The organism is Ruminococcus sp. CAG:379 (assembly GCF_000434255.1).
In the GTDB taxonomy this organism is placed as follows: domain Bacteria; phylum Bacillota; class Clostridia; order Oscillospirales; family Ruminococcaceae; genus Ruminococcus_F; species Ruminococcus_F champanellensis.
The window spans coordinates 13,435-38,209 of record NZ_FR894812.1; the positions used below are offsets into that span (position 1 = coordinate 13,435).

At 53.7% G+C, this 24,775-nt stretch carries 23 protein-coding genes; 21 read left to right on the plus strand and 2 right to left on the minus strand.

What is annotated here, in order from left to right:
• Positions 1 to 15: 15 nt before the first annotated feature.
• The 13 genes from QVO51_RS00970 to QVO51_RS01030 all read left to right on the plus strand — a co-directional run bounded on the left by QVO51_RS00970 (position 16) and on the right by QVO51_RS01030 (position 14,686).
• Complete coding sequence (locus QVO51_RS00970; RefSeq protein ID WP_022356860.1) at positions 16 to 738, plus strand: phosphatase; 723 nt, start codon at positions 16 to 18, stop codon at positions 736 to 738.
• A gap of 27 nt (positions 739 to 765) precedes the next feature.
• Positions 766 to 1,671 carry a UDP-N-acetylmuramate dehydrogenase gene (murB, locus tag QVO51_RS00975; protein WP_022356861.1) on the plus strand — a complete coding sequence of 302 codons (906 nt, stop codon included), beginning with the start codon at positions 766 to 768 and terminating at the stop codon, positions 1,669 to 1,671.
• Between the two features lie 10 nt (positions 1,672 to 1,681).
• The gene (rapZ, locus tag QVO51_RS00980) at positions 1,682 to 2,551 is read left to right on the plus strand and encodes an RNase adapter RapZ (RefSeq protein ID WP_022356862.1); all 870 of its coding nucleotides are present in this window, start codon (positions 1,682 to 1,684) and stop codon (positions 2,549 to 2,551) included.
• 11 nt (positions 2,552 to 2,562) lie between these two features.
• A complete protein-coding gene (gene whiA / locus QVO51_RS00985) occupies positions 2,563 to 3,465 on the plus strand; it encodes a DNA-binding protein WhiA (RefSeq protein ID WP_022356863.1) in 903 nt (300 codons plus the stop codon).
• A 12-nt stretch (positions 3,466 to 3,477) separates the two neighbouring features.
• Positions 3,478 to 6,963: a DNA polymerase III subunit alpha gene (locus tag QVO51_RS00990; protein WP_022356864.1), complete on the plus strand. Its 3,486-nt coding sequence runs from the start codon at positions 3,478 to 3,480 to the stop codon at positions 6,961 to 6,963.
• 60 nt (positions 6,964 to 7,023) lie between these two features.
• Positions 7,024 to 7,983, plus strand: a complete 960-nt coding sequence (gene pfkA, locus QVO51_RS00995) for a 6-phosphofructokinase (RefSeq protein ID WP_022356865.1) — start codon at positions 7,024 to 7,026, stop codon at positions 7,981 to 7,983.
• Between the two features lie 94 nt (positions 7,984 to 8,077).
• A complete protein-coding gene (gene proC, locus QVO51_RS01000; protein ID WP_022356866.1) occupies positions 8,078 to 8,884 on the plus strand; it encodes a pyrroline-5-carboxylate reductase in 807 nt (268 codons plus the stop codon).
• A gap of 57 nt (positions 8,885 to 8,941) precedes the next feature.
• Entirely contained in the window at positions 8,942 to 9,553 is a 612-nt protein-coding gene (locus tag QVO51_RS01005) for a stage II sporulation protein M (protein WP_022356867.1), read from the plus strand.
• 45 nt (positions 9,554 to 9,598) lie between these two features.
• Positions 9,599 to 10,522 (plus strand): DUF624 domain-containing protein, encoded by a 924-nt coding sequence (locus tag QVO51_RS01010; protein WP_022356868.1) that lies wholly within the window; start codon positions 9,599 to 9,601, stop codon positions 10,520 to 10,522.
• A 163-nt stretch (positions 10,523 to 10,685) separates the two neighbouring features.
• A complete protein-coding gene (gene rpsO / locus QVO51_RS01015; RefSeq protein WP_015558657.1) occupies positions 10,686 to 10,952 on the plus strand; it encodes a 30S ribosomal protein S15 in 267 nt (88 codons plus the stop codon).
• Between the two features lie 150 nt (positions 10,953 to 11,102).
• Complete coding sequence (locus QVO51_RS01020; RefSeq protein ID WP_015558658.1) at positions 11,103 to 13,223, plus strand: polyribonucleotide nucleotidyltransferase; 2,121 nt, start codon at positions 11,103 to 11,105, stop codon at positions 13,221 to 13,223.
• A 62-nt stretch (positions 13,224 to 13,285) separates the two neighbouring features.
• Positions 13,286 to 14,494: a cofactor-independent phosphoglycerate mutase gene (locus QVO51_RS01025; RefSeq protein ID WP_276747031.1), complete on the plus strand. Its 1,209-nt coding sequence runs from the start codon at positions 13,286 to 13,288 to the stop codon at positions 14,492 to 14,494.
• Positions 14,495 to 14,500: 6 nt separating this feature from the next.
• Complete coding sequence (locus QVO51_RS01030) at positions 14,501 to 14,686, plus strand: PspC domain-containing protein (RefSeq protein WP_015558660.1); 186 nt, start codon at positions 14,501 to 14,503, stop codon at positions 14,684 to 14,686.
• Between the two features lie 261 nt (positions 14,687 to 14,947).
• Here the strand turns inward: QVO51_RS01030 and QVO51_RS01035 are convergent, their stop codons facing one another.
• Both QVO51_RS01035 and QVO51_RS01040 read right to left on the minus strand, forming a co-directional pair.
• On the minus strand, positions 14,948 to 15,655 hold the full coding sequence (locus tag QVO51_RS01035) for a gamma-glutamyl-gamma-aminobutyrate hydrolase family protein (protein WP_022356870.1): 708 nt from the start codon (positions 15,653 to 15,655) through the stop codon (positions 14,948 to 14,950).
• Positions 15,656 to 15,745: 90 nt separating this feature from the next.
• Positions 15,746 to 16,300: a phosphatase PAP2 family protein gene (locus QVO51_RS01040; protein ID WP_022356871.1), complete on the minus strand. Its 555-nt coding sequence runs from the start codon at positions 16,298 to 16,300 to the stop codon at positions 15,746 to 15,748.
• Positions 16,301 to 16,460: 160 nt separating this feature from the next.
• Here QVO51_RS01040 and QVO51_RS01045 point away from each other — a divergent pair, with 160 nt between their 5' ends.
• From QVO51_RS01045 to QVO51_RS01080, 8 genes are all read left to right on the plus strand, one after another.
• Positions 16,461 to 17,039 carry a PduL/EutD family phosphate acyltransferase gene (locus QVO51_RS01045; protein ID WP_022356872.1) on the plus strand — a complete coding sequence of 193 codons (579 nt, stop codon included), beginning with the start codon at positions 16,461 to 16,463 and terminating at the stop codon, positions 17,037 to 17,039.
• A gap of 208 nt (positions 17,040 to 17,247) precedes the next feature.
• The gene (locus QVO51_RS01050) at positions 17,248 to 18,696 is read left to right on the plus strand and encodes a nicotinate phosphoribosyltransferase (protein ID WP_022356873.1); all 1,449 of its coding nucleotides are present in this window, start codon (positions 17,248 to 17,250) and stop codon (positions 18,694 to 18,696) included.
• Between the two features lie 15 nt (positions 18,697 to 18,711).
• On the plus strand, positions 18,712 to 19,392 hold the full coding sequence (locus QVO51_RS01055) for a 5'-methylthioadenosine/adenosylhomocysteine nucleosidase (protein ID WP_022356874.1): 681 nt from the start codon (positions 18,712 to 18,714) through the stop codon (positions 19,390 to 19,392).
• Between the two features lie 174 nt (positions 19,393 to 19,566).
• Positions 19,567 to 20,370, plus strand: a complete 804-nt coding sequence (speD, locus tag QVO51_RS01060; protein ID WP_041326359.1) for an adenosylmethionine decarboxylase — start codon at positions 19,567 to 19,569, stop codon at positions 20,368 to 20,370.
• A 23-nt stretch (positions 20,371 to 20,393) separates the two neighbouring features.
• Positions 20,394 to 21,839 carry an aminotransferase class I/II-fold pyridoxal phosphate-dependent enzyme gene (locus QVO51_RS01065; protein WP_147645596.1) on the plus strand — a complete coding sequence of 482 codons (1,446 nt, stop codon included), beginning with the start codon at positions 20,394 to 20,396 and terminating at the stop codon, positions 21,837 to 21,839.
• Positions 21,840 to 21,853: 14 nt separating this feature from the next.
• On the plus strand, positions 21,854 to 22,702 hold the full coding sequence (speE, locus tag QVO51_RS01070; protein WP_022356876.1) for a polyamine aminopropyltransferase: 849 nt from the start codon (positions 21,854 to 21,856) through the stop codon (positions 22,700 to 22,702).
• A complete protein-coding gene (gene speB, locus QVO51_RS01075; protein WP_022356877.1) occupies positions 22,695 to 23,552 on the plus strand; it encodes an agmatinase in 858 nt (285 codons plus the stop codon). The genes speE and speB overlap by 8 nt, the downstream gene beginning before the upstream one ends.
• A 20-nt stretch (positions 23,553 to 23,572) precedes the next feature.
• Positions 23,573 to 24,775, plus strand: a complete 1,203-nt coding sequence (locus tag QVO51_RS01080; RefSeq protein ID WP_022356878.1) for a saccharopine dehydrogenase family protein — start codon at positions 23,573 to 23,575, stop codon at positions 24,773 to 24,775.

Below are 24,775 nucleotides of genomic sequence, written 5' to 3' on the forward strand. Positions count from 1 at the left end.
GCAGGAGGCTTATCCATGCACATTCAAGCTGATTTGCACTGTCATTCCATTGCATCCACCCATGCCTATTCCACCATCAATGAGCTTGCACAGTCCGCCAAGGAAGCTGGCATCCGGCTTTTTGCCCTGACGGATCACGGGCCTGCGGAGCCGGATGCGCCCCACCTGTGGCATTTTCATAATTACAAGATCCTTCCACGGGAGATCTGCGGTGTTCCCATGCTCCGTGGTGTGGAGGCGAATATTGTAGACGAGGATGGTAATCTGGATCTGGATGCAAAAGAACTGGGGCATATGGAGTGGGTGATTGCATCCCTGCATAAGCCGGTAGTGCCCTCCATGACTACGGAGGCATGCACCCGGGCATACCAGCGGCTTGCAAAGGAGAATGAGGCGGTGGACGTGATCGGTCACTGTACCACGGATTTCTTCCCCTTTGATTATGTCCCCACCCTCAAATGCTTCAAGGAATACAATAAGCTGGTGGAGCTGAACGAAAGTTCCATTCTCTACAAGCCAGGCTCCCGGCAGAATGCCTATGAAATCTTCCGGCTGTGCAAGGAACTGGAAGTACCCATTGTGGTGAATACGGATTGCCATTACTGCACCCTCATCGGGCAGGTGCCCGTATCCATGCAGCTGCTGGAAAGCTTGGACTTTCCGGAGCGGCTGATTTTCAATGCAGAGGCAGAGCGTGTGAAGGAATGGGTGGCGAAAAAGCGGAATATCCTGTTCTGAGAAACCATACAACAGCGAGGAGAAAGTATGACGTATATCAATCAACTGGAGACCCTGTGTCAGCAGTGCGGCTGCAAGATGGAAACAGAAGTATCCTTGGCAGAGCATACCACCTTCCGGGTGGGTGGGCCATGCCGGGCGTTGGTGCATGTGAACAGTGCCCGGACTGCGCAGACCCTGGTGCAGTTCCTGCGCCGGGAGGAGATCCCATTTGTCGTGCTCGGACGGGGCAGCAATGTGATCGTGCCGGATGAAGGCTTTGACGGAGTGGTGTTGCTGTTCGGCCATGCCTTTGCCCGGATCACCCGGCAGAAAAATCAGTTTGTCTGTCAGGGTGGCGCTTCCCTTCTGGCTATATGCACCGCCGCATTGGATGCAGGACTGACCGGCTTGGAATTTGCCTACGGGATTCCCGGTACGGTGGGGGGGGGCTTGTACATGAACGCCGGTGCTTATGGGGGAGAGCTGTCCCATGTGGCTGTCTCCGCAGAGTACCTGGATCGGAATGGAAATCCGATGCAGATGGATGCGGCAGATATGCAGCTTTCCTACCGGCACAGCTGTTTTATGGAAAATGGGGGGATCATTACTTCTGTAACCTTGCAGCTGCAACCGGGGGATCCAGAGCAGATCCGCTCGGTGATGGAGGCGACCATGGAAAAGCGACGGGAAAAGCAGCCTTTGGAATATCCCAGCGCCGGCAGTGCCTTCAAGCGTCCCCAGGGAGATTATGCGTCCCGGCTGATTGAGGTTTGCGGTCTGAAGGGGCTGTCTGTGGGGGGCGCAGAGGTGAGCCGCAAGCACAGTGGGTTTATCATCAACAAGGGCGGTGCTACCTGCGCTGATATTCTGGCATTGGCTGACAAGGTACAGCAGGTTGTCCGGGAACAGACCGGTTTTCAACTGGAACTGGAACCGATCGTATTGAAATAGGGGGTGCAGCATGCAGTTTACCGTTGTGACCGGTATGTCCGGATCAGGAAAATCTCTGGCGATGCATGTGCTGGAGGATATCGGCTTTTACTGTATCGACAATATGCCGCCACAGCTTCTGCATAAGTTTGTGGATTTGTGCATGCAGTCCGGCAGCAAGCTGGATCGGGTGGCGATTGCCATGGACATTCGCTCCGGGGAATCCTTTGAGGAGTTGTGCGGTCAGTTGATGCAAATGAAGCTGGATCAGCGTCTGGATGTGAAGGTGCTGTTCCTGGAGGCATCGGATGAGGTGATCCTTAAGCGCTACAAGGAGACCCGCCGGAAGCATCCTCTGGACACTGCGTATCAGGGCAGTCTCCATGACGCCATTGCGGCGGAGCGTGTGCGGCTCAATCCGCTGCGAGGCATTGCCAGCTATCTGATCGATACCTCCTATCTTTCCACCTCTCAGCTCAAGGAGCAGGTCAAGTCTCTGTACCTGGAGAAAACCAGCGATTCCATGATGATTCAGCTGACCTCCTTTGGGTTCAAGTATGGCGCCACCACGGAGGCAGATCTGGTATTTGATGTGCGCTGTCTGCCCAATCCCTATTATGTGAAGGAGCTGCGTCCCCACTCCGGTTGCGATGCCTGTGTGCGGGATTACGTCATGTCTTTCCCCCAGTCCAGGAAACTGCTGGAAAAGCTGGAGGATCTTCTGGATTTTCTGATTCCCTTGTATGTGGGGGAGGGGAAAAGTCAACTGATCATTGCTTTTGGATGCACCGGCGGTAAGCACCGCTCTGTGACCTTTGCGGAGTTGATCGGGGATTACCTGTCCCAGAAGGGACTGTGCGTACACAAAAGCCATCGGGATATTCAGAGGGATCGGGCATAAGGCGGTGAAGTATGATTTCCTTTTCCAATCAGGTCAAGCAGGAGCTTTGCACCACTATTACCGACCAGGACAAGGCATACGCCTGTTTGTATGGCATGCTCCTGTTCGCCCGGCAGCTTCGGCAGGATGAGATCCTGATGCAAAGCGAGTCGGAGGCATTTTATGAGCTGATGCCCCGGCTGTTCCGGCAGGTGTTCGGGGATCGGGTACAGCCCCGTATGGAAACTGGGCAGCATGGCACCTTGTATAGCGTTTCCCTGACTGACCCGGAGCAGGTGCATATCGTACTGGAGCGGTATCATATTAGCCTGCCGGAGCGTCCGCTGGAAATGACCAATGTTGTGACCAATAGCCTGGGCGCATTTACAGCGGGCGCTTTTTTATCCTGTGGCAGTATGACGGATCCCAACAAGGAATACCACCTGGAGTTTGTACTGCCCTGTCCCCAGCTGGAGGAACCATTTTCCCGGATTTTGCTTGCGATCGGTGTCAATGCCAAAATGGTACTGCGGAAGGGTATGCCAGTGGTGTACCTGAAGCATTCAGAACAGATCGAGGATCTGCTGACCTTTATGGGTGCCCAGCAGGGTACCATTGACTTTATCAATATCGAAATACTCAAAAATGTGCGCAATAAGGCGAACCGCATCAGCAACTGCGATATGGCGAATATCAATAAGGTGATGCTGGCGGCGGAACGGCAGATCAAAGACATTCTACTGATCGATGAGCGGATGGGTCTGGATGCTCTGTCACCGGATTTACAGCAGATGGCGCTTTTGCGGATGGACAACCCGGAATTGAGCCTGAAGGAACTGGGGGAGCTTCTGGATCCTCCCATTGGCCGCTCCGGCGTCAATCACCGTCTCAAGCGGCTCCAGGTTCTTGCAGATTCCTTGCGCACCCAGTCTTAGGAGAGAACATTTATGCCGGATTTTGTGCATCTGCATGTGCATACGGAATACAGCCTGCTGGATGGGGCGTGCCGCATCCAGCAGCTGATACAACGCATCAAGGAACTGGGGCAGACTGCGGTGGCGATCACCGATCACGGCTGCATGTACGGGGCAGTGGAATTCTGGAAGGCGGCGAAGGAAGCTGGTATCAAGCCCATCATCGGCTGTGAGGTGTATGTAGCCCCCCGGAGCCGCCATGACAAGGTGCATCGGCTGGATACCAGTCCCTATCACCTGGTGCTGCTGTGCCGGAATCAGACCGGCTATCAGAACCTCATAAAGCTGGTATCCTTGGGGTACATCGAGGGCTTTTACAATAAGCCCCGGGTGGATCTGGAACTGCTGGAGCAGTATCATGAGGGACTGATCTGTCTGTCCGCATGCCTGGCAGGGGAGATCCCCAGACGGCTTGTGAACGGGGATTATGCCGGGGCAAAGGAAACAGCACTCCGGTACCGGCAGATCTTCGGGGCGGACAGCTATTATCTTGAGGTGCAGGATCATGGCATCCGGGAGCAAAAGACAATCCTGCCCCAACTGTACCGCCTGTCCCGGGAAACGGGCATCCCTCTGGCGGCAACCAATGATGCTCATTATATCACCCGGGAGGACGCATCCTTACAGCATGTGCTGCTGTGTATCCAGACCAACAAGACCGTGGAGGATCCCACCGGCATGGGCTTTGAAACGGACGAATTCTATGTGAAATCCGGAGCGGAAATGGCAGAGCTGTTCTCCGCTGCGCCGGATGCCATCTCCAATACGGTGCGGATCGCTGAGCAGTGTAATGTAGAATTCACCTTTGGACAGCTGAAGCTGCCCGCATTTCAAATGGATGGGGTGACGGATACCACCGCTTTTTTTCAGCAGCTGTGCCGGGAGGGGCTGCACCGTCGGTACGGGGAGGATCCGGCACCGGAAATCCGGGAACGGATGCAGTATGAGCTGCGTGTCATCCAGCAAATGGGCTATGTGGATTATTTTCTGATCGTGTGGGATTTTATCCGCTACGCCAGACAAATTGGGGTGCCGGTTGGCCCTGGAAGAGGCTCTGGTGCCGGCAGTCTCTGCGCTTACTGCATTGGCATCACCGGCATTGATCCCATGCGCTACCACCTGTTGTTTGAGCGCTTCCTGAATCCGGAGCGTGTCAGCATGCCGGACTTTGATATTGATTTCTGCATCGAGGGCAGGCAGCGGGTCATTGACTATGTGATCGAAAAATACGGCAGTGACCGGGTGGCACAGATCATTGCTTTTGATACCATGAAAGCCAGGGCGGCAGTCCGGGACACGGGCAGGGCAATGGCGCTGCCCTATGGCCTGTGCGATCGGGTGGCAAAGCTGATCCCCGGGGAGCTGAATATGACCATTGCCGGGGCAATGAAAGTCAGCAAGGAACTTACGGAGCTGTATGATACGGATTCCCGGGTGCATAAGCTGCTGGATATGGCACAGCGGCTGGAGGGCATGCCCCGGCATGCTACCACCCATGCGGCAGGTGTGGTGATTGCAAGTGCTCCGGTCAGCGAATTTGTTCCCCTGCAAAAAAATGAGGAGTCCATTGTGACCCAGTATCCCATGACCACCCTGGAACAGCTGGGACTGCTGAAAATGGATTTTCTCGGGCTGCGGAACCTGACGGTGATCCGGGATGCCTGCCGGGCAATCCAGCAGCTGGAGCCGGACTTCCGGATCGATCAGATTCCTCTGGACGATCCGGCGGTGTACCGGATGATGTCCCAGGGGAAAACCGGCGGTGTATTTCAGTTTGAAAGCGCCGGCATGCAGCGGGTACTGACGAAACTGGAGCCGACCTGCATGGAGGATCTGATCGCCGTGATCTCCCTGTACCGACCGGGGCCTATGGAATCCATCCCCCGGTATATACGCAACCGACATGCACCGGAGCAGATTACCTATGCGCATCCGCTGCTGAAGCCCATTCTCCAGGTCACTTACGGATGCATGGTGTATCAGGAGCAGGTCATGGAGATCTGCCGCAGCCTTGCCGGGTATTCCTATGGCAGAGCGGATCTGGTGCGTCGTGCCATGGCGAAGAAAAAGCACAAGGTCATGGAGGCGGAGCGCCAGACCTTTTTGTGGGGCAGCAGGGAGTCGGACGGGACTGTCAGCTGTCCCGGGGCAGTGGCGAACGGAGTGCCGGAGGCGACTGCCAATGAGATCTTTGACCAGATGACCAGCTTTGCCTCCTATGCCTTTAACAAATCCCATGCAGCAGCCTATGCCTATCTTGCATACCAGACCGCATATCTGAAATGTCATTACTTCCCCCAGTATATGGCGGCACTGATGACCAGTGTATTGAGCAATACGCCCAAGCTGATGGAGTATATCGCCTTGTGTGAGGAATATGGGATGGCAGTATGCAGACCGGATGTAAACGTCAGTGACATGGGCTTTACCGTGGGCAGCAAGGGGATCCATTTCGGACTGCTGGCGGTAAAGGGGCTTGGCAAGGGCGTTATCAGTCAGGTGATCCAAGAACGGCAGGAGCACGGCTTGTACCACAGCTTCCTGGATTTCTGCGAACGTATGGTACAGCTGGATGTAGGCAAGCGCACGGTGGACAATTTGATCCGGTGCGGCGCACTGGATGGCCTGGGACATAACCGTCGGGAAATGCTCATGTGCTATGAGCAGATCATGGACGCCCAGGCGGGCAGCAGCCGAACCCTGATCCAGGGACAGATGGATCTGTTCGGACAGGGGAGTGCCATGCCGGAAAGCGTACCGATTCCAAAGATGGAGGAATTCCCGCCCAATCAGCTGCTGCGGATGGAAAAGGAACTGACGGGCATGTACCTGTCCGGGCATCCTCTGGGACATTTGCAGTGGTGCAGAAAGCTGCTGCGGCTGCCGGAATTGAAGGAACTACAGGATGAGAAGGATGGGACGGGTACCAGTGTGTTGTGCATGCTCCAGTCCGTCAAGCCTCATGTGGCACGGAATGGAGAAAAGATGTGCTTTCTGACCCTGGAGGATCTGTCCGGCACCATGGAAGCGGTGGTATTTCCCATTCTGTATGCCCAGCGTAACGGTATGCTGGAGCCGGAACAGGTGCTGCTGATCCACGGGAAAATTTCTGCACGGGATGGAGAAAACAGCATTCTTTGCAATGAACTCCAGCCCGGAGAGCAGATCCGACAGCTGCTTGACGGACGGCAGCTTTGCATCAAGCTCCGTTCGGATGATGCAAAGCGGCAGAAAGCGGTCACAGAGCTTTGCCGGTGTCATCCGGGAGAAACCAGAGTTTGCTTTTATTTGACGGATCTGCGCCGGTATGTGGCATCCAGGCGGATAGCTGGCGTGGAGCTGACTGCCCCCTTCTGGGATGCTCTGTGCCGGATCGTGCCGGAGGACTATGTGGGCATGGTTCCGGCTACAAACGGAAAAATGTCGGCAAACACAAAAAATGAGGGGAAAGCCCCTTGACAAAATGCAGAAAAGTAGTACAATATAAATTGTATAGTTTAGGATAGGAGTGTACGTATCATGAAAAAAATCGGCGTATTGACAAGCGGCGGAGATGCCCCGGGCATGAATGCAGCCATCCGTGCGGTGGTTCGTACTGCAATTTCCAAGGGAATGCAGGTATTCGGCATCAACAGAGGCTATAACGGGCTGATCAACGGGGATGTTTACGAGATGAACACCCGGAGCGTTTCGTCCATTATCCAGCGCGGCGGTACCCTGCTTTATACTGCCCGCTGCCCTGAATTCCGCACAGAAGAGGGGCTGCAGAAGGCAAAGAAGACCTGCGAGGAACTGGGTCTGGAGGGCATTGTAGTCATTGGCGGCGATGGTTCCTTCCGTGGCGCAGCTGACCTTTCCGCAAGAGGCATCCTCTGCGTAGGTCTGCCGGGCACCATCGACAACGATATTGCCTGCACAGAATATACCATCGGTTACGATACTGCAATGAACACCGTTGTGGAAATGGTGGACAAGCTGCGGGATACCTGTCATTCTCATGACCGCTGCAGTGTGGTTGAGGTAATGGGCAGAAACGCAGGGCATATTGCACTTAACACCGGTGTGGCATGCGGCGCAACCTTTGTACTGGTTCCGGAGCTGCCCTATGATTTGGACGAGGTTGCAAAGAAGATGCTGGAGACCAAGAAGACCGGCAAGCAGAACTTCATCGTCATCGTAGCAGAGGGCATCGGTCACTCTGAGCTGATCGCAAAGACCCTGGAAGCCAAGACCGGCATTGAAGCAAGAGCAACTATTCTGGGTCATGTACAGCGTGGCGGTTCTCCGACACTGCGTGACCGTGTGGTTGCAAGTGAAATGGGTTACTACGCCGTTGAACTGCTGGAAAACGACATCGGGAACCGTGTTGTAGGCATGCAGCAGGGCAAGATCGTAGACTTTGACATTCAGGAAGCGCTGTCTATGAAGAAGCCCTTTGACGAGAAGCTGTACCAGATTTCCAACACCATCAGTATCTGATCACAAAGACGGAAAATCGTCTGAATATGCAAAAAAGCCGTTCAAGCCGCTTTGTGCAACATTGAACGGCTTTTTTATTCCGGAGGGAAGAACCATGAGTCACACAATTGCAAAAATCGGATTTATCGGTGCCGGGAATATGGGCACCGCCATTATGAAAGCCATCCGGTCAAAATTTGACGCAGCAGAGATCTACGCAGCAGATCCGGATCAGGCAAAGCTGGAGGCGTTAAAGGCATTCGGCGTACAGCCCTGTGAGGATGCAGCGGCGGTTACGGATATCTGTAAGTATGTGTTCCTGGCAGTGAAGCCCCAGGTGATCGAAGGGGTGCTGGAGCGCATTGCAGATCATGTAACAGCGGACACTGTACTGGTTTCCATTGCCGCAGGCATCACCGGCGAGTATATCCAGTCCAGGACCCGGGCGGATGCCAAGGTGATCCTGGTGATGCCCAATACGCCCTTGCTGTTGGGAGAGGGTGCGTCCGCACTTGCGAAGGTAGCGCCTACCACAGAGGAGGAGTTTTCCTTTGTGCTGTCCGTGTTTGCTGCATGCGGCAAGGCGGCGGTGGTACCGGCGGACAAAATGAAGGAGATCATTGCCATCAACGGCAGCAGTCCGGCATTCATTTATCTGTATGCCAAGGGCTTCATTGACTATGCTGCTTCTGTGGGCATTGATGCCCAGACCGCAGCGGTGCTGTTCAGCCAGAGCTTGATCGGTTCAGCAAAGATGATCACGGATTCCGGCTATACTCTGGATGAATTGATCAAAATGGTTTCTTCTCCCGGTGGCACCACACTTGCCGGATTGGATGCGCTGTATGAGGGAAAGCTGACAGACGTGGCGAAGGATGCCTGCCAGCGCTGCACCAAGCGTGCTTACGAACTGTCTAAGTAATATCTGATGGGGGACGTGCATATTCTCTAGAAAGGCTTGTACCAAAGGAGGATGTGTATGTATCAGACGGTAGGGGCATGCTGCACGGCGACCCAGCAGCGGCGTCGGCAGCTGCAGCGTTTTTTGTATGTGCTGTTGTGTGGATTTTTGATCGGGATTGTATGGGCGATGGGAGCGCCGGATCACACCTGGAACCTTTTACTGGATCAGGGCTTTTCCGAGCAGGAGGTGCATCGCTCCCTGCCCGGAATCTTTCTGGGCTCCTTCCTGCCCACCTTCGGACTGCTGCTGTGCTGCATGCTGCTGGGGTTGTCCGCATTCGGACAGGCAGGATCCATCCTGGTGCTGTTGTACCGGGGGATCGGTCTGGGGGTGGCTGCGTCCCACTCCTATCTGACCTGGGGCTTGCAGGGACTGCCGGTGGTATTGTTTCTGCAGCTGCCCCATAGCGGAGTCACTTCGATCCTTCTGCTGCTGGCAGTCCGGGAGGCGTGGCGGCTTTCGTCCCGGTTTGCAGCATTTGCCCGCAACCAGCCCGGAGAGGATGGGGAACCCCTGCGCTATTACTGGATTCGATTTTTTGTGCTGACACTGCTGTTGATGATTGGGGCGGCAGGAGACAGCGCACTGACCTATTTTCTGTCCGGTTTCTTGATCGGGGCAGTGTAACCGGGATTCCGGCATCGGGATCCCCATCATTCGGAGGTGTATGATTTGGGACTCTTTCACAACTCATATGAGAGTGCCGGAGCCGGAATTGCAAAGGATGAACCGAAAAAGAAGCCGTTTTTCCGATTCTGGGAGATCGTCTGGCGGAAGCTTGGCAAGCTGGTTGGTGTCAACCTGGTGTACACGCTGTTTTTGCTTCCGGGCTTGATCGGTATCATTTCTTTGTTTACCATGAAAAGTGAAAAACTCAGTTTTTTGATGGCTGGATTCTGTCTGCTGGTGCAGGCAATCCTGATCGGACCGTCCATGGCGGGCATGACCAAGGTGCTTCGGAATTTTTCCCAGGAACGACATGCTTATGTGTGGTACGATTACATTACTGCGCTGAAACGGAATTTCAAGCAGTCCGTTGTAGTGGGTGTGTTTGATTCGGTGATGCTGGTGTGCGTGGCATGCGGCGTGTATGTGTACCCTCAGCTGATCTCCAGCATGAACAACAATCTAATTTATGTGCCCTTTGTGCTGATGTTCACAGTGGCGCTGACGGTGCTGATGATGAATTACTATGCATTTTTGATGATCGTTTCCACGGATCTTTCCCTGCGTGCCATCGTCAAAAACAGCTTTGCCCTGACCTGCATTGCTCTGAAGAAAAACATCCTCACCGTTGTGCTTTCAGTGCTGGTGATCGTGGTGTTTGCATTCCTGTGCTATGTGAATTTCTACTTCCTGTTCCTGCTGCCCTTTCTGCCCATGAGTTTTCTGTGGCTGATGGTCTGCTTCAATTGCTATCCGGTGATCCAGAAGCTGGTCATCAATCCCTACTATGAGCAGCGGGGAGAGGAAAATCCGGAACTGCGGTATACTTCTCCCAGTAATCCGGAGGAGAGCATTTGTGTGGATCAGGGAGGCAAGGAAAAGCCGATTGAGCCGAAGAAAAAGCCCAAGCGGGGAAAAACCATTTCCTGATCGTCCGGATTTTTTCAAAATTTTCGCAAAAGGGGCTTTACATCCCGACGGGATTGTGTTATAATAATCAAGTGCTATGTACTTGGATTGGGGTGTATGCCCGAACGGGAATCACCTTTGCCCCAACCTATGTTCTGGCAAAATAAATGAAGAGGTGAAAGAAATGCTGCTGAAGGAAGAAAAAACCGCAGTCATCGAAGCAAACAAGCTTCACGAAGGAGATACCGGTTCTCCGGAGGTTCAGATTGCCATTCTCACCAAGAGAATCCAGGATCTGACCGCACATCTGAAGGTTCATCAGAAGGATCACCACTCCCGCAGAGGTCTGCACAAGATGGTTGGTCACAGACGGAACCTGCTCAACTACCTGAAGAAGAAGGACATTGAGCGTTACCGTGCAACCATTGAGAAGCTGGGTATCCGTAAGTAAAACGATTGTAAAAGGCAGAGGGAGGGATCTTTCTGCCTTTTCCTCGTAAAAAGTAAGTGTTTAGTGGCGGTTCATTTAGCATGAAACCGTGTTTTCGGCTCGAAAGCAGGGTTTAGTGCTAAGGCTGCCGCTAAAATGAAGGAGGCAGTTATGTTCGAAAATTATAAAGTGTTCAAGACCATGTTTGCCGGCAGGGAACTGACCGTTGAAACCGGGAAGACTTGTGAACTGGCGAACGGCTCCTGCTGGGTTCGCTACGGCGGCAGCGTTGTGATGGCGAATGTTACAGCAAGTGCGAAGCCCAGAGAGGGCATCGACTTTTTCCCGCTTTCCGTGGATTATGAGGAGCGGCTGTATGCAGTTGGTAAGATCCCGGGCAGCTTCATGAAGCGTGAGGGTAAGCCCAGCGAGAAGGCTATTCTGACTTCCCGTATGGTGGATCGTCCCATTCGTCCCCTGTTCCCCAAGGATATGCGCAATGACGTATCCGTTGTCATGACCGTGTTGGCTGTGGATCCGGATCACTCTCCGGAGATCATGGGCATGATCGCAACCTCCATTGCCATTTCTATTTCCGATATTCCGTGGAACGGTCCCATTGCCGGCGTCAGTGTTGGTCTGGTAGATGGTGAAATCGTACTGAATCCGACTCTGGAGCAGAGAGGCAGGAATGATCTGAATCTGACGGTTGCAGGCACGGACAAGAAGATCGTTATGATCGAGGCAGGCGCAAACCAGGTGGATGAAGCCACCATGATGCAGGCGATTCTGGCTGGTCAGGCTGAAAACGAAAAGATGGTTGCCTTTATCAAGGACATCCAGAAGCAGATCGGCAAGCCCAAGTTTACCTTTGAATCCATGGAAGTGGATCATGATCTGTTTGATGCCATTGACGCATTTGCGTCCGACCGGGTGAAGTTTGCTCTGGATACCAATGATAAGAACATCCGTGAAGAACGGCTGAATCCCATCAAAAACGACATTCACGAAAAGTTTGATCCGGATTACCCGGAGCAGATCGCTATGATCGATGAGTGCATCTACAAGCTGCAGAAGAAGATCGTCCGCAACTGGCTCTATGAGGGCAAGCGTGTGGATGGCAGAGGGATTGACGAGATCCGTCCTCTGGCGGCAGAGGTTGGAGTGCTGCCCCGTGTGCACGGTTCCGGTCTGTTCACAAGAGGTCAGACCCAGGTTCTGACTGTCGCAACCCTGGGTCCTGTTTCCGATGCACAGCGGATCGACGGCATTGATGAAGATGTGTCCAAGCGTTACATGCATCACTATAATTTCCCATCTTACTCCGTTGGGGAAACCAAGCCCAGCCGTGGTCCGGGCAGACGTGAGATTGGTCACGGTGCTCTGGCGGAGCGTGCTCTGGAGCCGGTGATTCCGCCGGTAGAGGAGTTCCCCTATGCACTGCGTCTGGTTTCCGAGGTGCTGTCCTCCAACGGTTCCACCTCCCAGGGCTCAATCTGCGGCTCTACGCTGGCACTGATGGATGCAGGCGTACCCATCAAGGCACCGGTTGCCGGTATTTCCTGCGGTCTGATCACCAAGCCGGACAGCGATGAATTCATGACTATGGTGGATATCCAGGGTCTGGAGGATTTCTTCGGGGATATGGACTTTAAGGTTGGCGGTACCCATAAGGGCATCACTGCCATCCAGGTGGATATCAAGGTGGATGGTCTGACCCCTGCCATTATTGAAGAGGCGTTGGAAAAGACCAGAAAGGCTCGGATCTACATTCTGGATGAGATCATGCTCAAGGCAATTCCCCATTACCGTAGCTCTGTCAATGAGTTTGCACCCAAGATGATGCAGACCAAGATTCCGGTTGACAAGATTCGTGAGGTCATCGGTCAGGGCGGCAAGGTGATCCAGAAGATTTCCGCCGAGTGCGAGGTCAAGATCGATGTAAACGAGGACGGCAGCGTATTCATCAGCGGTGTGGATCTGGAAAAGACCAAGAAGGCACTGCAGATCGTGGAGACCATTGCACACGATCCGGAGGTTGGCGCCATCTATAAGGGCAAGGTAGTTCGGCTCATGTCCTTTGGCGCATTCGTGGAAATCGCACCCGGCAAGGATGGCTTGGTTCATATTTCCAAGTTGGATAAGGATCGGGTAGAAAAAGTGGAAGATGTGGTTTCCATCGGGGACGAGATCGTGGTAAAGGTCGTTGAGATCGACAAGCAGGGCAGAATCAACCTGTCCCGCAAGGATGCGCTGGCTGACATCGAGGCAAAGAAGAACGCTGCGAAGTAAGCAGAATGAAAAAGACATAGGCATCCTATGTCTTTTTCTGCAATATGGAAGGTTGGATGAATATGAATTATCTGGTAGTGTTATTTGACGGTATGGCGGATTATCCGCTGCCGGAGCTTGGAAATAAGACCCCGTTGGAGGCTGCGGATGCACCAAATCTCAAGGGTATGGCGAAAACCTCTGAGGTTGGCATGATCAAGACGGTTGCGGACGGCATGAAGCCGGGCAGCGATGTGGCAAATCTGTCCGTTCTGGGCTATGATCCATTCCAGTATTACACGGGGCGTTCTCCTCTGGAGGCTGGCAGTATCGGCATTGATATGAAATCCACGGATATTTCCCTGCGCTGCAATCTGGTCACCCTCAGTGATGAACCAGAGTATGCGGACAAAACCATTCTGGACTACTGTGCGGACGATATTTCCACTGCTGAGGCAGAGCAGCTGGTCACTTACCTGGGCGAAAAGCTGAACGATGACCAGTTCCATTTCTATAGCGGTGTCAGCTATCGGCACTGCCTGATCTGGGATCACGGTACCCTGGATATCGGCACGCTGACTCCGCCCCATGATATAACCGGCAAGCCCATCCACGACTATGTGCCCGCTCATCCCAACGCACAGAAGCTGTATGCGCTGATGCGCAAGTCCTATGATCTGCTGAAGGATCACCCGGTAAACCAGGCTCGTGTGGCACGGGGGCTGCGTCCGGCAAACAGCATCTGGCTGTGGGGCGAGGGGGTTCGTGCGGAGCTGCCCAATTTCAAGGAGAAGTACGGGCTGGATGCCACTATGATTTCCGCAGTGGATCTGCTGAAGGGCATCGGCAAGTTCTCCGGCATGGAGGTGCTGCAGCTGCCCAACGTGACCGGATACATTGACACGGATTTTGACGGCAAAGCCAACGCAGCCATCGATGCATTCAAGCGTGGGAAAAACTTTGTTTATATCCATGTGGAGGCACCGGATGAATGCGGTCATCGTGGAGAGATCCAGAACAAGGTGCGTGCCATTGAACTGATCGATGAAAAAATCGTTGGTCCGGTGACGGCAGCACTGCGGCAAATGGGTTCCTTCCGGGTACTCATTACCCCGGATCATGCAACACCGCTTTCCATCCGCACCCATACCAACGATCCCGTTCCCTTTATGATCTACGACAGTGAAAAGCCCCGGCAGGGTGTGGAGGATTATTGTGAGCGCACTGCAAAGATGACCGGGTTGTACATTGACACCGGCTATACGATCATGAATCATTTTTTGGAAAAGTGAGGAACTATGCAGAAACGTTTGTGCAAATCCAGAACGGATAAAATGATTGCAGGGGTATGCGGTGGCATCGCCAACTATCTGAACTGCGACCCCACCATCGTGCGGCTGATTACGGCGGCGCTGGTACTGTTTGTAGGCAGCGGTTTGATCCTTTATATCATTGCTGCCATTGTAATGCCTTACGAAACCTAAGGCAACACTGCACAAGGCACGCCCGGCGGCTTTTCACAGCATCTGCTGACGAAAAATCTGTTGGGCACATCTACCACACAGTCTTTATGCGGCATTGCCTTAGGTCGTGTTGACACTAAGCCTAACAACGCATCTTTTCGGCAAAATTTCACGCATCCTACGTTAAATGTATGCTCGAAAATCTGCATAATATCTTAGTGTCAACACTCCCTAAAAAAGCGCCCATCGGATACAGATGGGCGCTTTTGCATGTGTATGGATTCAGATTCCTCTGACGGCATCTGCAAAGGCTTTGATAATTGCAAAATTCCGGGGATCCTCCTGGTAAATCAGCTCCGGATGCCACTGCACCGCCAGCAGAAATCGCATATCCGGACAGGATACGCCTTCGATAAGCCCGTCCTGGGATACTGCTTCCGTGTGCAGTACCGGTGCCAGCCGACAGATTGCCTGGTGATGATAGGAATTGACGCCGAATTCCCACTCCCGGATCAGGCTTGACAGGATGCCTGGTTCCAGGGTGACCCGGTGTACCGTCCGGTTGTAGGGAGGCAGCATGTGGTGCTCCACAGAGGAGGGGTGCTCCGAGTCCAGATCCTGATACAGGGTGCCTCCCAGCAGCACATTGATCAGCTGAATGCCACGGCAGATGCCCAGGATGGGCTTGTCCGACGCAAGGGCAATCCGGAACAACCGTTCCTCCAGATGGTCCCGGTTGTGGTTGATGCTGCCGCATAGGGAAGAGGGAACCGCATCATACAGTGCCGGATCTACGTCATGACCGCCGGTAAACAGGTAGCCATCACAGAACTGGTCCAGTCGGTGCAGTTCCTCCTCTGTGGCAATGTCCGGCAGGATCACCGGCACAAGCCCCGCTGCCCGGAGCATGTCCAGATACCCGGGCAACATCCAGATGCTTTTCTTTTCGTCACAGTACAGGGGCGTTACCCCGATCACGTTTCCTTTCATGCAATCGCCTCCAAACGCAAAGGGCGCCTGCTGTTTTGCAGACGCCCTTGTCTTTTCTTCATTATACGCCGGATCTGATATGTTGTCAAGTCAACTATGCGGCTTTTCCTGTTGATTCCTTTGGAATCGGCGAGCATGCAGCTTCTGAACGATGCGGACGGCGAGCCAGCCGAACAGGCAGCCCATCAGCAATCCAGCCAGTACATCCGTTGGATAATGTACATACAAATACATACGGGAAAAGGCGATAAGCCCTGCCAGAAGCATAGCCGGAATCCCCATGCGCCGATCTGTCAGAAGCAGTACCATGGCGGCGGCAAAGGAGGACATAGTGTGACCGGAAGGGAAGGAGTAATCCAGTGGCGCAGTAATCAACAAGGTAATGGCATCCTGGACGTTGAAGGGGCGTATCCTGCCGATCAGCGGTTTGAGCAGCAGATTTCCCCACAGCAGGCAGAGCCCCAATGCCACAGCCAGTGCGGCAGCAGTTTTTCGTGTGGATTTTCTGACGGCAAGCAGAATGGTCAGTCCGATCCAGAGGATACCGGCGTTGCCCAGGGTGGTGATGAAAACTATGATCGGATCCAGTATAGGATGCCGCAGGTGGGTCTGGATCCAGTCCAGGATGAAAAACTCAAATTCCATATTGCCTCTCCTTCAGAGTCGATGCTCTCATTATAGCACACATTGACACCGCATGCAAGATGACAGCGGATGGGTTTGAGAAAGAATATGCAGGATTGCCCTTGACCTTTGCCGAAAAAAGTAGTAGAATGAAAGAAACAACATGTTTGGAGGAAGCGTTATGTCTAAGAAATTTATCGTTGAAACATCCGCAAGACACGTGCATCTGACTCAGGAGCATCTGGAAGCCCTGTTTGGTAAGGGCGCCACCCTGACCCATAAAAAGGATCTGTCCCAGCCGGGTCAGTTTGCCTGTGAAGAACGTGTAACCATCGTTGGCCCTAAGCGGGAACTGGCTGGTGTGTCCATTCTTGGTCCGGTTCGTCCTGCTACCCAGGTTGAGCTGTCTGCAACGGACGCACGTTCCATCGGCGTGGACGCACCCATCCGGGAATCTGGTGACATTGCCGGTTCCGGCGCATGTAAGATCGTTGGTCCCAAGGGTGAGATCGAGATCAGCGAGGGCGTGATCGTTGCAAAGCGTCACATTCACCTGACTCCTGCCGATGCTGAGGAGCTGGGCGTAAAGGACAAGGAGATCGTCTGGGTGAAGCTGGATACCGACGGCAGAAAGGCTATTTTTGGCGACGTTGTTGTTCGTGTATCCGAGAAGTTCGCACGGGCTATGCATATCGACACTGATGAGTCCAATGCGGTTTCCGCACCCCGTTCGCTTGAGGGTGAAATCGTAAAGATCTGACCGGGGGGAATACCGCACAGAGGCTGCATCGCGTAACGGGACGGAATCTCCGTCAGATGCACCCTGTGTGGTTTTGCCCTATGGATCTGCATCCGGCGGCAAGGGTATTCTTTGCCGCCTTTTTGTATGTTTTGCATACGGGATCAGATACTAACCGTAAAAACGGTTTTTCGGCTTTGTGCCGGCTAAAGAAAGGATAGAGTGGATCATGGATCAGCGCAATCTGACGATGCTCATGGATTTTTATGAGCTGACAATGGCAAATGGGTTTTTGGAGTCCGGATTGGGGGAGCAGATTGTTTACTTTGACCTGTTTTTCCGAAAGGTGCCGGATCAGGCGGGCTATGCCATTATGGCAGGCGTGGAGCAGGCAGTGGAGTATCTGAAAAGCCTGCATTTTACGCCGGAGGATCTTGTGTATCTGCGGAGGCGGAAGCTGTTTTCCGAAGCGTTTCTGCAATACCTGGAGCAGTTCTCCTTCTCCTGTGATGTGTGGGCAATTCCGGAGGGTACCCCTGTGTTTGCCCACGAGCCACTGATTACTGTACGGGGTCCTGCCATGCAGGCACAGCTTCTGGAAACCATGCTGCTGATCTCTATCAATCATCAGAGTCTGATTGCCACCAAGGCGGCTCGGATCGTCCGGGCGGCAGAGGGCAGACCGGTGATGGAGTTCGGCTCCCGCCGGGCGCAGGGGTATGACGGCGCTACATTGGGCGCCCGCGCGGCATACATTGGGGGTTGCTGCGGCACTGCCTGTGCATCCGCCGACCGGGACTATGGGGTGCCTGCTCTGGGCACCATGGCGCACAGCTGGGTGCAGCTTTTCCCTACGGAGCTGGATGCATTCCGTGCCTATGCTAAGATCTACCCGGATCAGTGTACGCTGCTGGTGGATACCTACAACGTGCTGCGTTCCGGCGTGCCCAACGCCATTACCGTGTTCCGGGAACTGGCTGCCGCCGGATACCGTCCCAAGGGCATCCGCATCGACAGCGGCGATATTGCCTACCTGTCCAAGAAGGCACGGATCATGCTGGATGAAGCCGGATTCCCGGACTGCGGCATCGTAGCCTCCAATGCGTTGGATGAGTATCTGATCCGGGATCTTTTGGTGCAGGGTGCGAAGATCGACAGCTTCGGCGTGGGCGAGCGGCTGATCACCTCCCGTTCCGAGCCTGTATTCGGGGGCGTGTATAAACTGGTTGCCACAGAGCGGGACGGGGAACTGATCCCCAAGATCAAGCTGTCGGAGAATATAGAAAAGGTGACGAATCCGGGCTTCAAGACCGTATGGCGTCTGTTTGACAACCAAACAGGCATGGCGATTGCAGACGTGCTGACCCTTTCGGATGAGGTGATCGATGAAAGCAAGCCCTATGTGATCTTCTCTCCGGAGCATACCTACAAGCGCAAAAAGCTGACGGATTTTACTGCAAAAAAGCTGCAGGTGCAGCTGTTCCGGGCAGGACGGTGTGTGTACCAGCTGCCCACCTTGGAGGAGATCCGCCGCTACAGCCAGGAGCAGCTGGCCACCATCTGGGATGAGGTCAAGCGGTTTGAAAATCCCCACGCATATTATGTGGATCTGTCCGAGCCTTTGTGGCAGCTGAAGCAGCAGATGCTGGACAGCTATTTCGGTGCAGCATCCAATTGATAAAGGAGAGCATTCATGAAAACAATCGGAATTATCGGCGCTATGCCATCAGAACTGGCTGATCTGCGGGCGGTGTTGCCCTGCGCAAAGCAAGAGACCCATGCAGGCTACAAGTTTTATAGCTGTGAATACAAGGGCAAGCGCATCGTCAATGTATGCTGCGGCGTAGCAAAGGTGAATGCTGCTCTGTGTGCCCAGGTGCTGATCGATCGGATGGGGGCGGAGGTGATCCTGAACGCAGGTATCGCCGGAGGCATGAACCATTGCGTGCATGTCTGCGATATTGTCATCGCCAATGAAGTCATGTCCCACGATGTAAACCCGGAATTTTTGGTCAAGTATCCCCCTCACTGTGCGGTATATCCCTGTGACCAGGCGTTGCAGGAGCGGACGGCGCAGATCTGTGACCGGTTGGGCATCCGGCACCACAAGGGCAGGATCGTGTCCGGGGAAGCGTTTATTTCCAGCAATGAGATCAAGGCGGATATCTGTGCCCGGATGTCTCCGTTGGCTGTGGATATGGAAAGCTCAGCCGTGGGTCAGTGCGCCTATCGGAACCAGGTGCCTTTTCTCAGCATCCGCTGCATTTCCGACAATGCGGATGACGCAGGGGATATGACCTCTGATGAGTTTGAAAAGGTCGCTGCCAAGCAGGTGGCGGATGTGGTGCTGGCACTGGTGGAAGAATCATTCTGAATCGGGCAGAAAATCTGTGAAAAAGTCCGGATGTTCATAGAAAATTCACAAACTATTTTCACTGTATGGTATAATAAAAAGATGGTATTGCCCTATGATGTGACAAACGCTGACAGCGCTGAAAAAACGTTGGATGATCCGAAAAGTGCTGCTTTTTAGAATGCAAGAAAGGCTGTGTCCGCCGTGGAGAATAAAATATCCCTGTATGGCTTCAATAACCTGACAAAAACCCTGAGTTTTAATATTTATGATGTGTGCTATGCCAAAAGCCCCCGGGAGCAGCAGGACTATATTGCATATATCGATGAGCAGTACAATTCCGAGCGTCTGACCAATATTCTCTGTGATGTGACGGAGATGATTGGTGCCCGGGTATTGAATATTTCCAAGCAGGATTACGAGCCCCAGGGCGCATCGGTGAATGTGCTGATCGCTGAAAAGGAACTGAATCCGGAAATGATCGATGAATCCTGTAATCTGGGCCACTGGCAGGGCAGAACGGTGCATGCGCACCTGGACAAGAGCCATGTGACAGTCCACACCTTTCCGGAGTATCACCCGGACAATGCAATCTCTACCTTCAGGGTGGATATCGACGTGTCCACCTGCGGCACCATTTCGCCGCTGAACGCCCTCAATTATCTGATCGGCAGCTTTGACTCGGATATCATCACCATTGACTACCGGGTTCGGGGCTTTACCCGGGATGTGAGCGGCAAGAAGTTTTTCATCGACCACAATATTACCTCCATTCAGGATTACATTGATTCTGCCACCTTGCAGCATTACGATGCGGTGGATGTGAATGTGTATCAGTCCAATATCTTCCATACAAAGATGCTGGTGAAGGATATTGCATTGCAGAATTATCTGTTCAATAAGGATGTTTATGAATTGACACCCCAGCAGCGGCTGGACATTTCCGACCGGCTGCGCAAGGAAATGATCGAAATTTTCAGCGGCATGAATATTTATTGATGCCGCCGGGAAAGGGGAAGGCAATGGGGATGACGCAGGCAAATGCCCCGATTTTTGAGGCGCTGCGCAGGCATAAGCAAAATAATGTAGTACGGCTGGATGTGCCCGGTCACAAGGGAGGACGGGGCAACAAGGAGCTGCGGGATTTCTTGGGTGCAGATTGTATGGCGGTGGATGTGAATTCCATGAAACCACTGGACAACCTCTGTCACCCTGTTTCTGTGATAAGGGATGCGGAACAGCTGGCAGCGGAGGCCTTCGGTGCGGAGCATGCTTTCTTCATTGTCAACGGTACCACCGCCTCTGTGCAGGCTATGGTCATGTCTGTGTGCAAGGCAGGGGAGAAGATCATCATGCCCCGGAACGTGCACCGCAGTGCCATCAATGCCCTGGTGGTGTGCGGCGCTGTGCCGGTTTACATCAATCCGGGCATCGACAAGCGACTGGGAATTCCTTTGGGAATGGCGCTGGAGGATGTGCGCCGTGCCATTGCCAAGCATCCGGACGCCAAGGCGATCCTTGTGAATAACCCCACCTACTACGGCATCTGTTCCAACCTCCGGGAGATTGTAAAGCTTGCCCATCAGAACGGCATGAAGGTGCTGGTGGATGAGGCGCACGGGACTCATTTTTATTTTGGTGAAAATCTGCCTTTGAATGCTATGGCGGCAGGGGCGGATATGGCGGCAGTCAGTGTGCATAAGACCGGGGGATCGTTGACGCAAAGCTCCTTCCTGCTGTGCGGCAAGGACGTGAACCATGATTATGTGCGGCAGATCATCAATCTGACCCAGACCACCAGCGGCTCCTATCTGCTGATGGTTTCTCTGGATCTTGCCCGGAAGAATCTGAGCCTGCACGGCAAGGAGATCTTTGCCAAGACCCTGGAGTATTCCACCTACGCCCAGCGGGAGATCAACCGGATCGGAGGCTACTACGCCTTTGGCAGGGATCTGATCAACGGGGATACGGTGTATGATTTCGATTCCACCAAGGTCAGCGTGCATACCCGTGCCATTGGTCTTGCAGGGGTGGAGGTGTATGATATTCTCCGGGATGAGTATGACATTCAGATCGAGTTCGGGGACATCGGCAATATCCTTGCCATTGTGTCCGCTGGAGACCGTGCCTTGGAGATCGAGCGATTTATTGCGGCTTTGTCAGAGATCAAACGGATCTACGCCAAGGACAGTGCCGGCATGTTCGACCACGAGTACATCAATCCGGAGGTGGCGATGCCTCCCCAGCGGGCTTTCTACAGCGAGAAGGAATCCCTGCCGGTGGAAGCCTCCAAGGGACGCATCTGCGGCGAATTCGTCATGTGTTATCCGCCGGGTATCCCCATTCTGGCGCCGGGAGAGCAGATCACGGATGAGATCATCCGCTACATTCTCTACTCCAAGGAAAAGGGCTGTTTTATGACTGGTACGGAGGATATGTCCGTATCCCGCATCAATGTGGTCAAGTAACAGGAGGGATGGCTATGGCACTTTGGTTTACAGAGCAGCACACGGATGATGTGCGGTTTTCCATTCATATCAAGGAGCAGCTGTACTCCGGCAAAAGCTATTACCAGCAGATTGAAGTGTTTGATTCCTACGAATTCGGCAGGGTGCTGGTGCTGGACGGGTACATTATGCTGACGGAAAAGGATGAGCACATTTACCACGAGATGATGGTGCATGTACCCATGGCGTGCAATCCGGATATCCGGCGGGTGCTGGTGATCGGCGCCGGGGACGGAGGCACTGTTCGGGAGCTTTGCCGATATGACAGCATTACCCAGATCGATATGGTAGAGATCGACGAGCAGGTGGTGAAGGTCTGCAAGGAATACCTGCCTCAGACCGCATGCCGGCTGGAGGATCCCCGGGTGCATATTTACTACGAGGATGGGCTGAAATTCGTCCGCCGGGTGGAAGATACCTACGATCTTATCATTGTGGATTCCACGGACCCCTTCGGCCCGGGAGAAGGACTGTTCACCAAGGAATTTTACGGGAACTGCTTTACGGCGCTCCGGGAGCATGGCATTCTGACCAATCAGCATGAAAGCACATATTACGACAGCTACACATCCATGGTGAGCCGTACCCACCGGCGGATGCGTTCCGTATTCCCGGTTGCAATGGTGTACCAGGCGCATATTCCCACCTACCCCTCCGGGCACTGGCTCTTTGGCTTTGCCTCTAAAAATATTCACCCGGTGTATGATTTCAAGCCGGAGATCTGGGAACAGCTTGGGCTGGAAACGAAATATTATAATACGCAGCTGCATACGGGCTGCTTTGCGCTGCCCAATACAGTTCGGGAGGTACTGGAGCATGCTTGAGATAGAACGGAATGTGCATACCTTTTTGGGATGTGACAGGGATTATGCCTCCAGCGACCTGGTATTGTTCGGGGCACCCTTTGATTCTACCACCTCCTTCCGGCCGGGTACCCGGTTTGCTTCCGCCGCCATGCGGAACGAGAGCTTCGGCATCGAAACCTATTCCCCCTATCAGGATCGGGATCTGTCGGAAATTGCTGTGTTTGACGGGGGAGACCTGGAGCTGCCCTTTGGTGCGCCGGATGCTGCACTGGAACAGATCGAGCGGTTTACGGACGGGATCCTGACGGACGGGAAAATTCCCTGCATGATCGGCGGAGAGCATCTGGTCACGCTTGGGGCGGTGCGTGCAGCCGTGCGGAAGTATTCCGATCTGCACATCATTCACTTTGATGCTCATGCGGATCTGCGGATGGATTATCTGGGGGTGCAGCTGTCCCACGCCTGTGTGCTGCGCCGGTGTCATGAACTGGTAGGGGACGGACACATTCACCAATTTGGTATCCGCAGCGGAGATGGGGAGGAGTTTGCCTTTGCCAAGGCGCATACCCACATGCACCGGTTTAACTTCCAAGGATTGGAGGAAACCGTGGAACGGCTGCAGGGTGCCCCGGTGTATTTTACCCTGGATCTGGATGTACTGGATCCTTCGGATTTCTGCGGCACAGGAACGCCGGAGGCGGGAGGCGTGCATTTTGCAGAACTGCTGGATGCAGTCCGGCAGGTCATGGGCTTAAAGCCTGTGGCAATGGATATCAATGAGCTTTCTCCACACTACGACCAGAGCGGCGCATCCACTGCGCTTGCCTGCAAGCTGCTGCGGGAGATCATGCTGTATCGTTTAGCATAAAAGAGGAAAGGAACGGAACTATGGGAAGAGCTTTGATTATCGGCGCCGGCGGCGTCGCAGGAGTTGTGATTCACAAGTGCTGCCAGAACAGCGAAGTATTTGAGGAGATTTGCATTGCCAGCCGCACCAAGTCCAAGTGCGATGCCTACGCAGAACAGCTGAAGGATAAGACCAGGACCAGGATCACCACAGCACAGGTGGATGCGGACAATGTGGAGCAGCTGATCGCACTGATCGAGCAGTACAAGCCCCAGATCGTAATCAATGTGGCGCTGCCCTATCAGGATCTGACCATTATGGACGCATGCCTTGCAACCAAGGTTAACTACATGGATACTGCGAACTATGAACCGTTGGACACGGCAAAGTTTGAGTATAAGTGGCAGTGGGCATACCGGGAGCGCTTTGAAAAGGCGGGCATCACTGCCCTGCTGGGCAGCGGCTTTGATCCGGGCGTAACCGGCGTGTTCTCCGCTTATGCTATGAAGCATCATTTTGACGAGATCCACTATATCGACATTCTGGACTGCAACGGGGGAGATCATGGTTACCCCTTTGCCACCAATTTCAACCCGGAAATCAATATCCGGGAGGTTTCCGCCAACGGCAGCTACATTGAAAACGGCAAGTGGGTGGAGACCAAGCCCATGGAGATCAAGCGGGAGTATGACTTTGACGAGGTGGGCAAAAAGGATATGTACTTGCTGCACCATGAGGAGTTGGAATCCCTGGCGCTGAACATCAAGGGGATCAAGCGGATCCGGTTCTTTATGACCTTTGGGCAGAGCTATCTGACCCATCTGAAGTGCCTGGAGGACGTGGGTATGACCTCCATTGAGCCTATTGACTTTGAGGGTAAGAAGATCGTGCCCCTGCAGTTTTTGAAGGCTGTGCTGCCGGATCCGGCTTCTCTGGGTCCCCGCACCGTGGGTAAGACGAATATTGGCTGTATTTTCCAAGGCATCAAGGATGGCAAGGAAAAGACCTATTACCTGTACAATGTGTGCGATCACCAGGCATGCTACCGGGAGGTAGGCTCCCAGGCCATTTCCTACACCACCGGTGTGCCGGCTATGATCGGCGCTATGATGCTGCTGACCGGCAAGTGGAACAAGCCGGGTGTGTATAACATTGAGGAATTTGATCCGGATCCGTTTATGGAGGCTCTGAACAAGTGGGGTCTGCCCTGGCGTGAAAACTTCAACCCGGTACTGGTACCGTAA

Excerpts from the sequence above, each read along its gene's own strand:
- QVO51_RS00970 (WP_022356860.1), top strand. The coding sequence starts at position 16 with ATGCACATTCAAGCTGATTTGCACTGTCATTCCATTGCATCCACCCAT.
- murB (WP_022356861.1), top strand. The coding sequence starts at position 766 with ATGACGTATATCAATCAACTGGAGACCCTGTGTCAGCAGTGCGGCTGC.
- rapZ (WP_022356862.1), top strand. The coding sequence starts at position 1,682 with ATGCAGTTTACCGTTGTGACCGGTATGTCCGGATCAGGAAAATCTCTG.
- whiA (WP_022356863.1), top strand. The coding sequence starts at position 2,563 with ATGATTTCCTTTTCCAATCAGGTCAAGCAGGAGCTTTGCACCACTATT.
- QVO51_RS00990 (WP_022356864.1), top strand. The coding sequence starts at position 3,478 with ATGCCGGATTTTGTGCATCTGCATGTGCATACGGAATACAGCCTGCTG.
- pfkA (WP_022356865.1), top strand. The coding sequence starts at position 7,024 with ATGAAAAAAATCGGCGTATTGACAAGCGGCGGAGATGCCCCGGGCATG.
- proC (WP_022356866.1), top strand. The coding sequence starts at position 8,078 with ATGAGTCACACAATTGCAAAAATCGGATTTATCGGTGCCGGGAATATG.
- QVO51_RS01005 (WP_022356867.1), top strand. The coding sequence starts at position 8,942 with ATGTATCAGACGGTAGGGGCATGCTGCACGGCGACCCAGCAGCGGCGT.
- rpsO (WP_015558657.1), top strand. The coding sequence starts at position 10,686 with ATGCTGCTGAAGGAAGAAAAAACCGCAGTCATCGAAGCAAACAAGCTT.
- QVO51_RS01020 (WP_015558658.1), top strand. The coding sequence starts at position 11,103 with ATGTTCGAAAATTATAAAGTGTTCAAGACCATGTTTGCCGGCAGGGAA.
- QVO51_RS01025 (WP_276747031.1), top strand. The coding sequence starts at position 13,286 with ATGAATTATCTGGTAGTGTTATTTGACGGTATGGCGGATTATCCGCTG.
- QVO51_RS01030 (WP_015558660.1), top strand. The coding sequence starts at position 14,501 with ATGCAGAAACGTTTGTGCAAATCCAGAACGGATAAAATGATTGCAGGG.
- QVO51_RS01035 (WP_022356870.1), bottom strand. The coding sequence starts at position 15,655 with ATGAAAGGAAACGTGATCGGGGTAACGCCCCTGTACTGTGACGAAAAG.
- QVO51_RS01040 (WP_022356871.1), bottom strand. The coding sequence starts at position 16,300 with ATGGAATTTGAGTTTTTCATCCTGGACTGGATCCAGACCCACCTGCGG.
- QVO51_RS01045 (WP_022356872.1), top strand. The coding sequence starts at position 16,461 with ATGTCTAAGAAATTTATCGTTGAAACATCCGCAAGACACGTGCATCTG.
- QVO51_RS01050 (WP_022356873.1), top strand. The coding sequence starts at position 17,248 with ATGGATCAGCGCAATCTGACGATGCTCATGGATTTTTATGAGCTGACA.
- QVO51_RS01055 (WP_022356874.1), top strand. The coding sequence starts at position 18,712 with ATGAAAACAATCGGAATTATCGGCGCTATGCCATCAGAACTGGCTGAT.
- QVO51_RS01065 (WP_147645596.1), top strand. The coding sequence starts at position 20,394 with ATGGGGATGACGCAGGCAAATGCCCCGATTTTTGAGGCGCTGCGCAGG.
- speE (WP_022356876.1), top strand. The coding sequence starts at position 21,854 with ATGGCACTTTGGTTTACAGAGCAGCACACGGATGATGTGCGGTTTTCC.
- speB (WP_022356877.1), top strand. The coding sequence starts at position 22,695 with ATGCTTGAGATAGAACGGAATGTGCATACCTTTTTGGGATGTGACAGG.
- QVO51_RS01080 (WP_022356878.1), top strand. The coding sequence starts at position 23,573 with ATGGGAAGAGCTTTGATTATCGGCGCCGGCGGCGTCGCAGGAGTTGTG.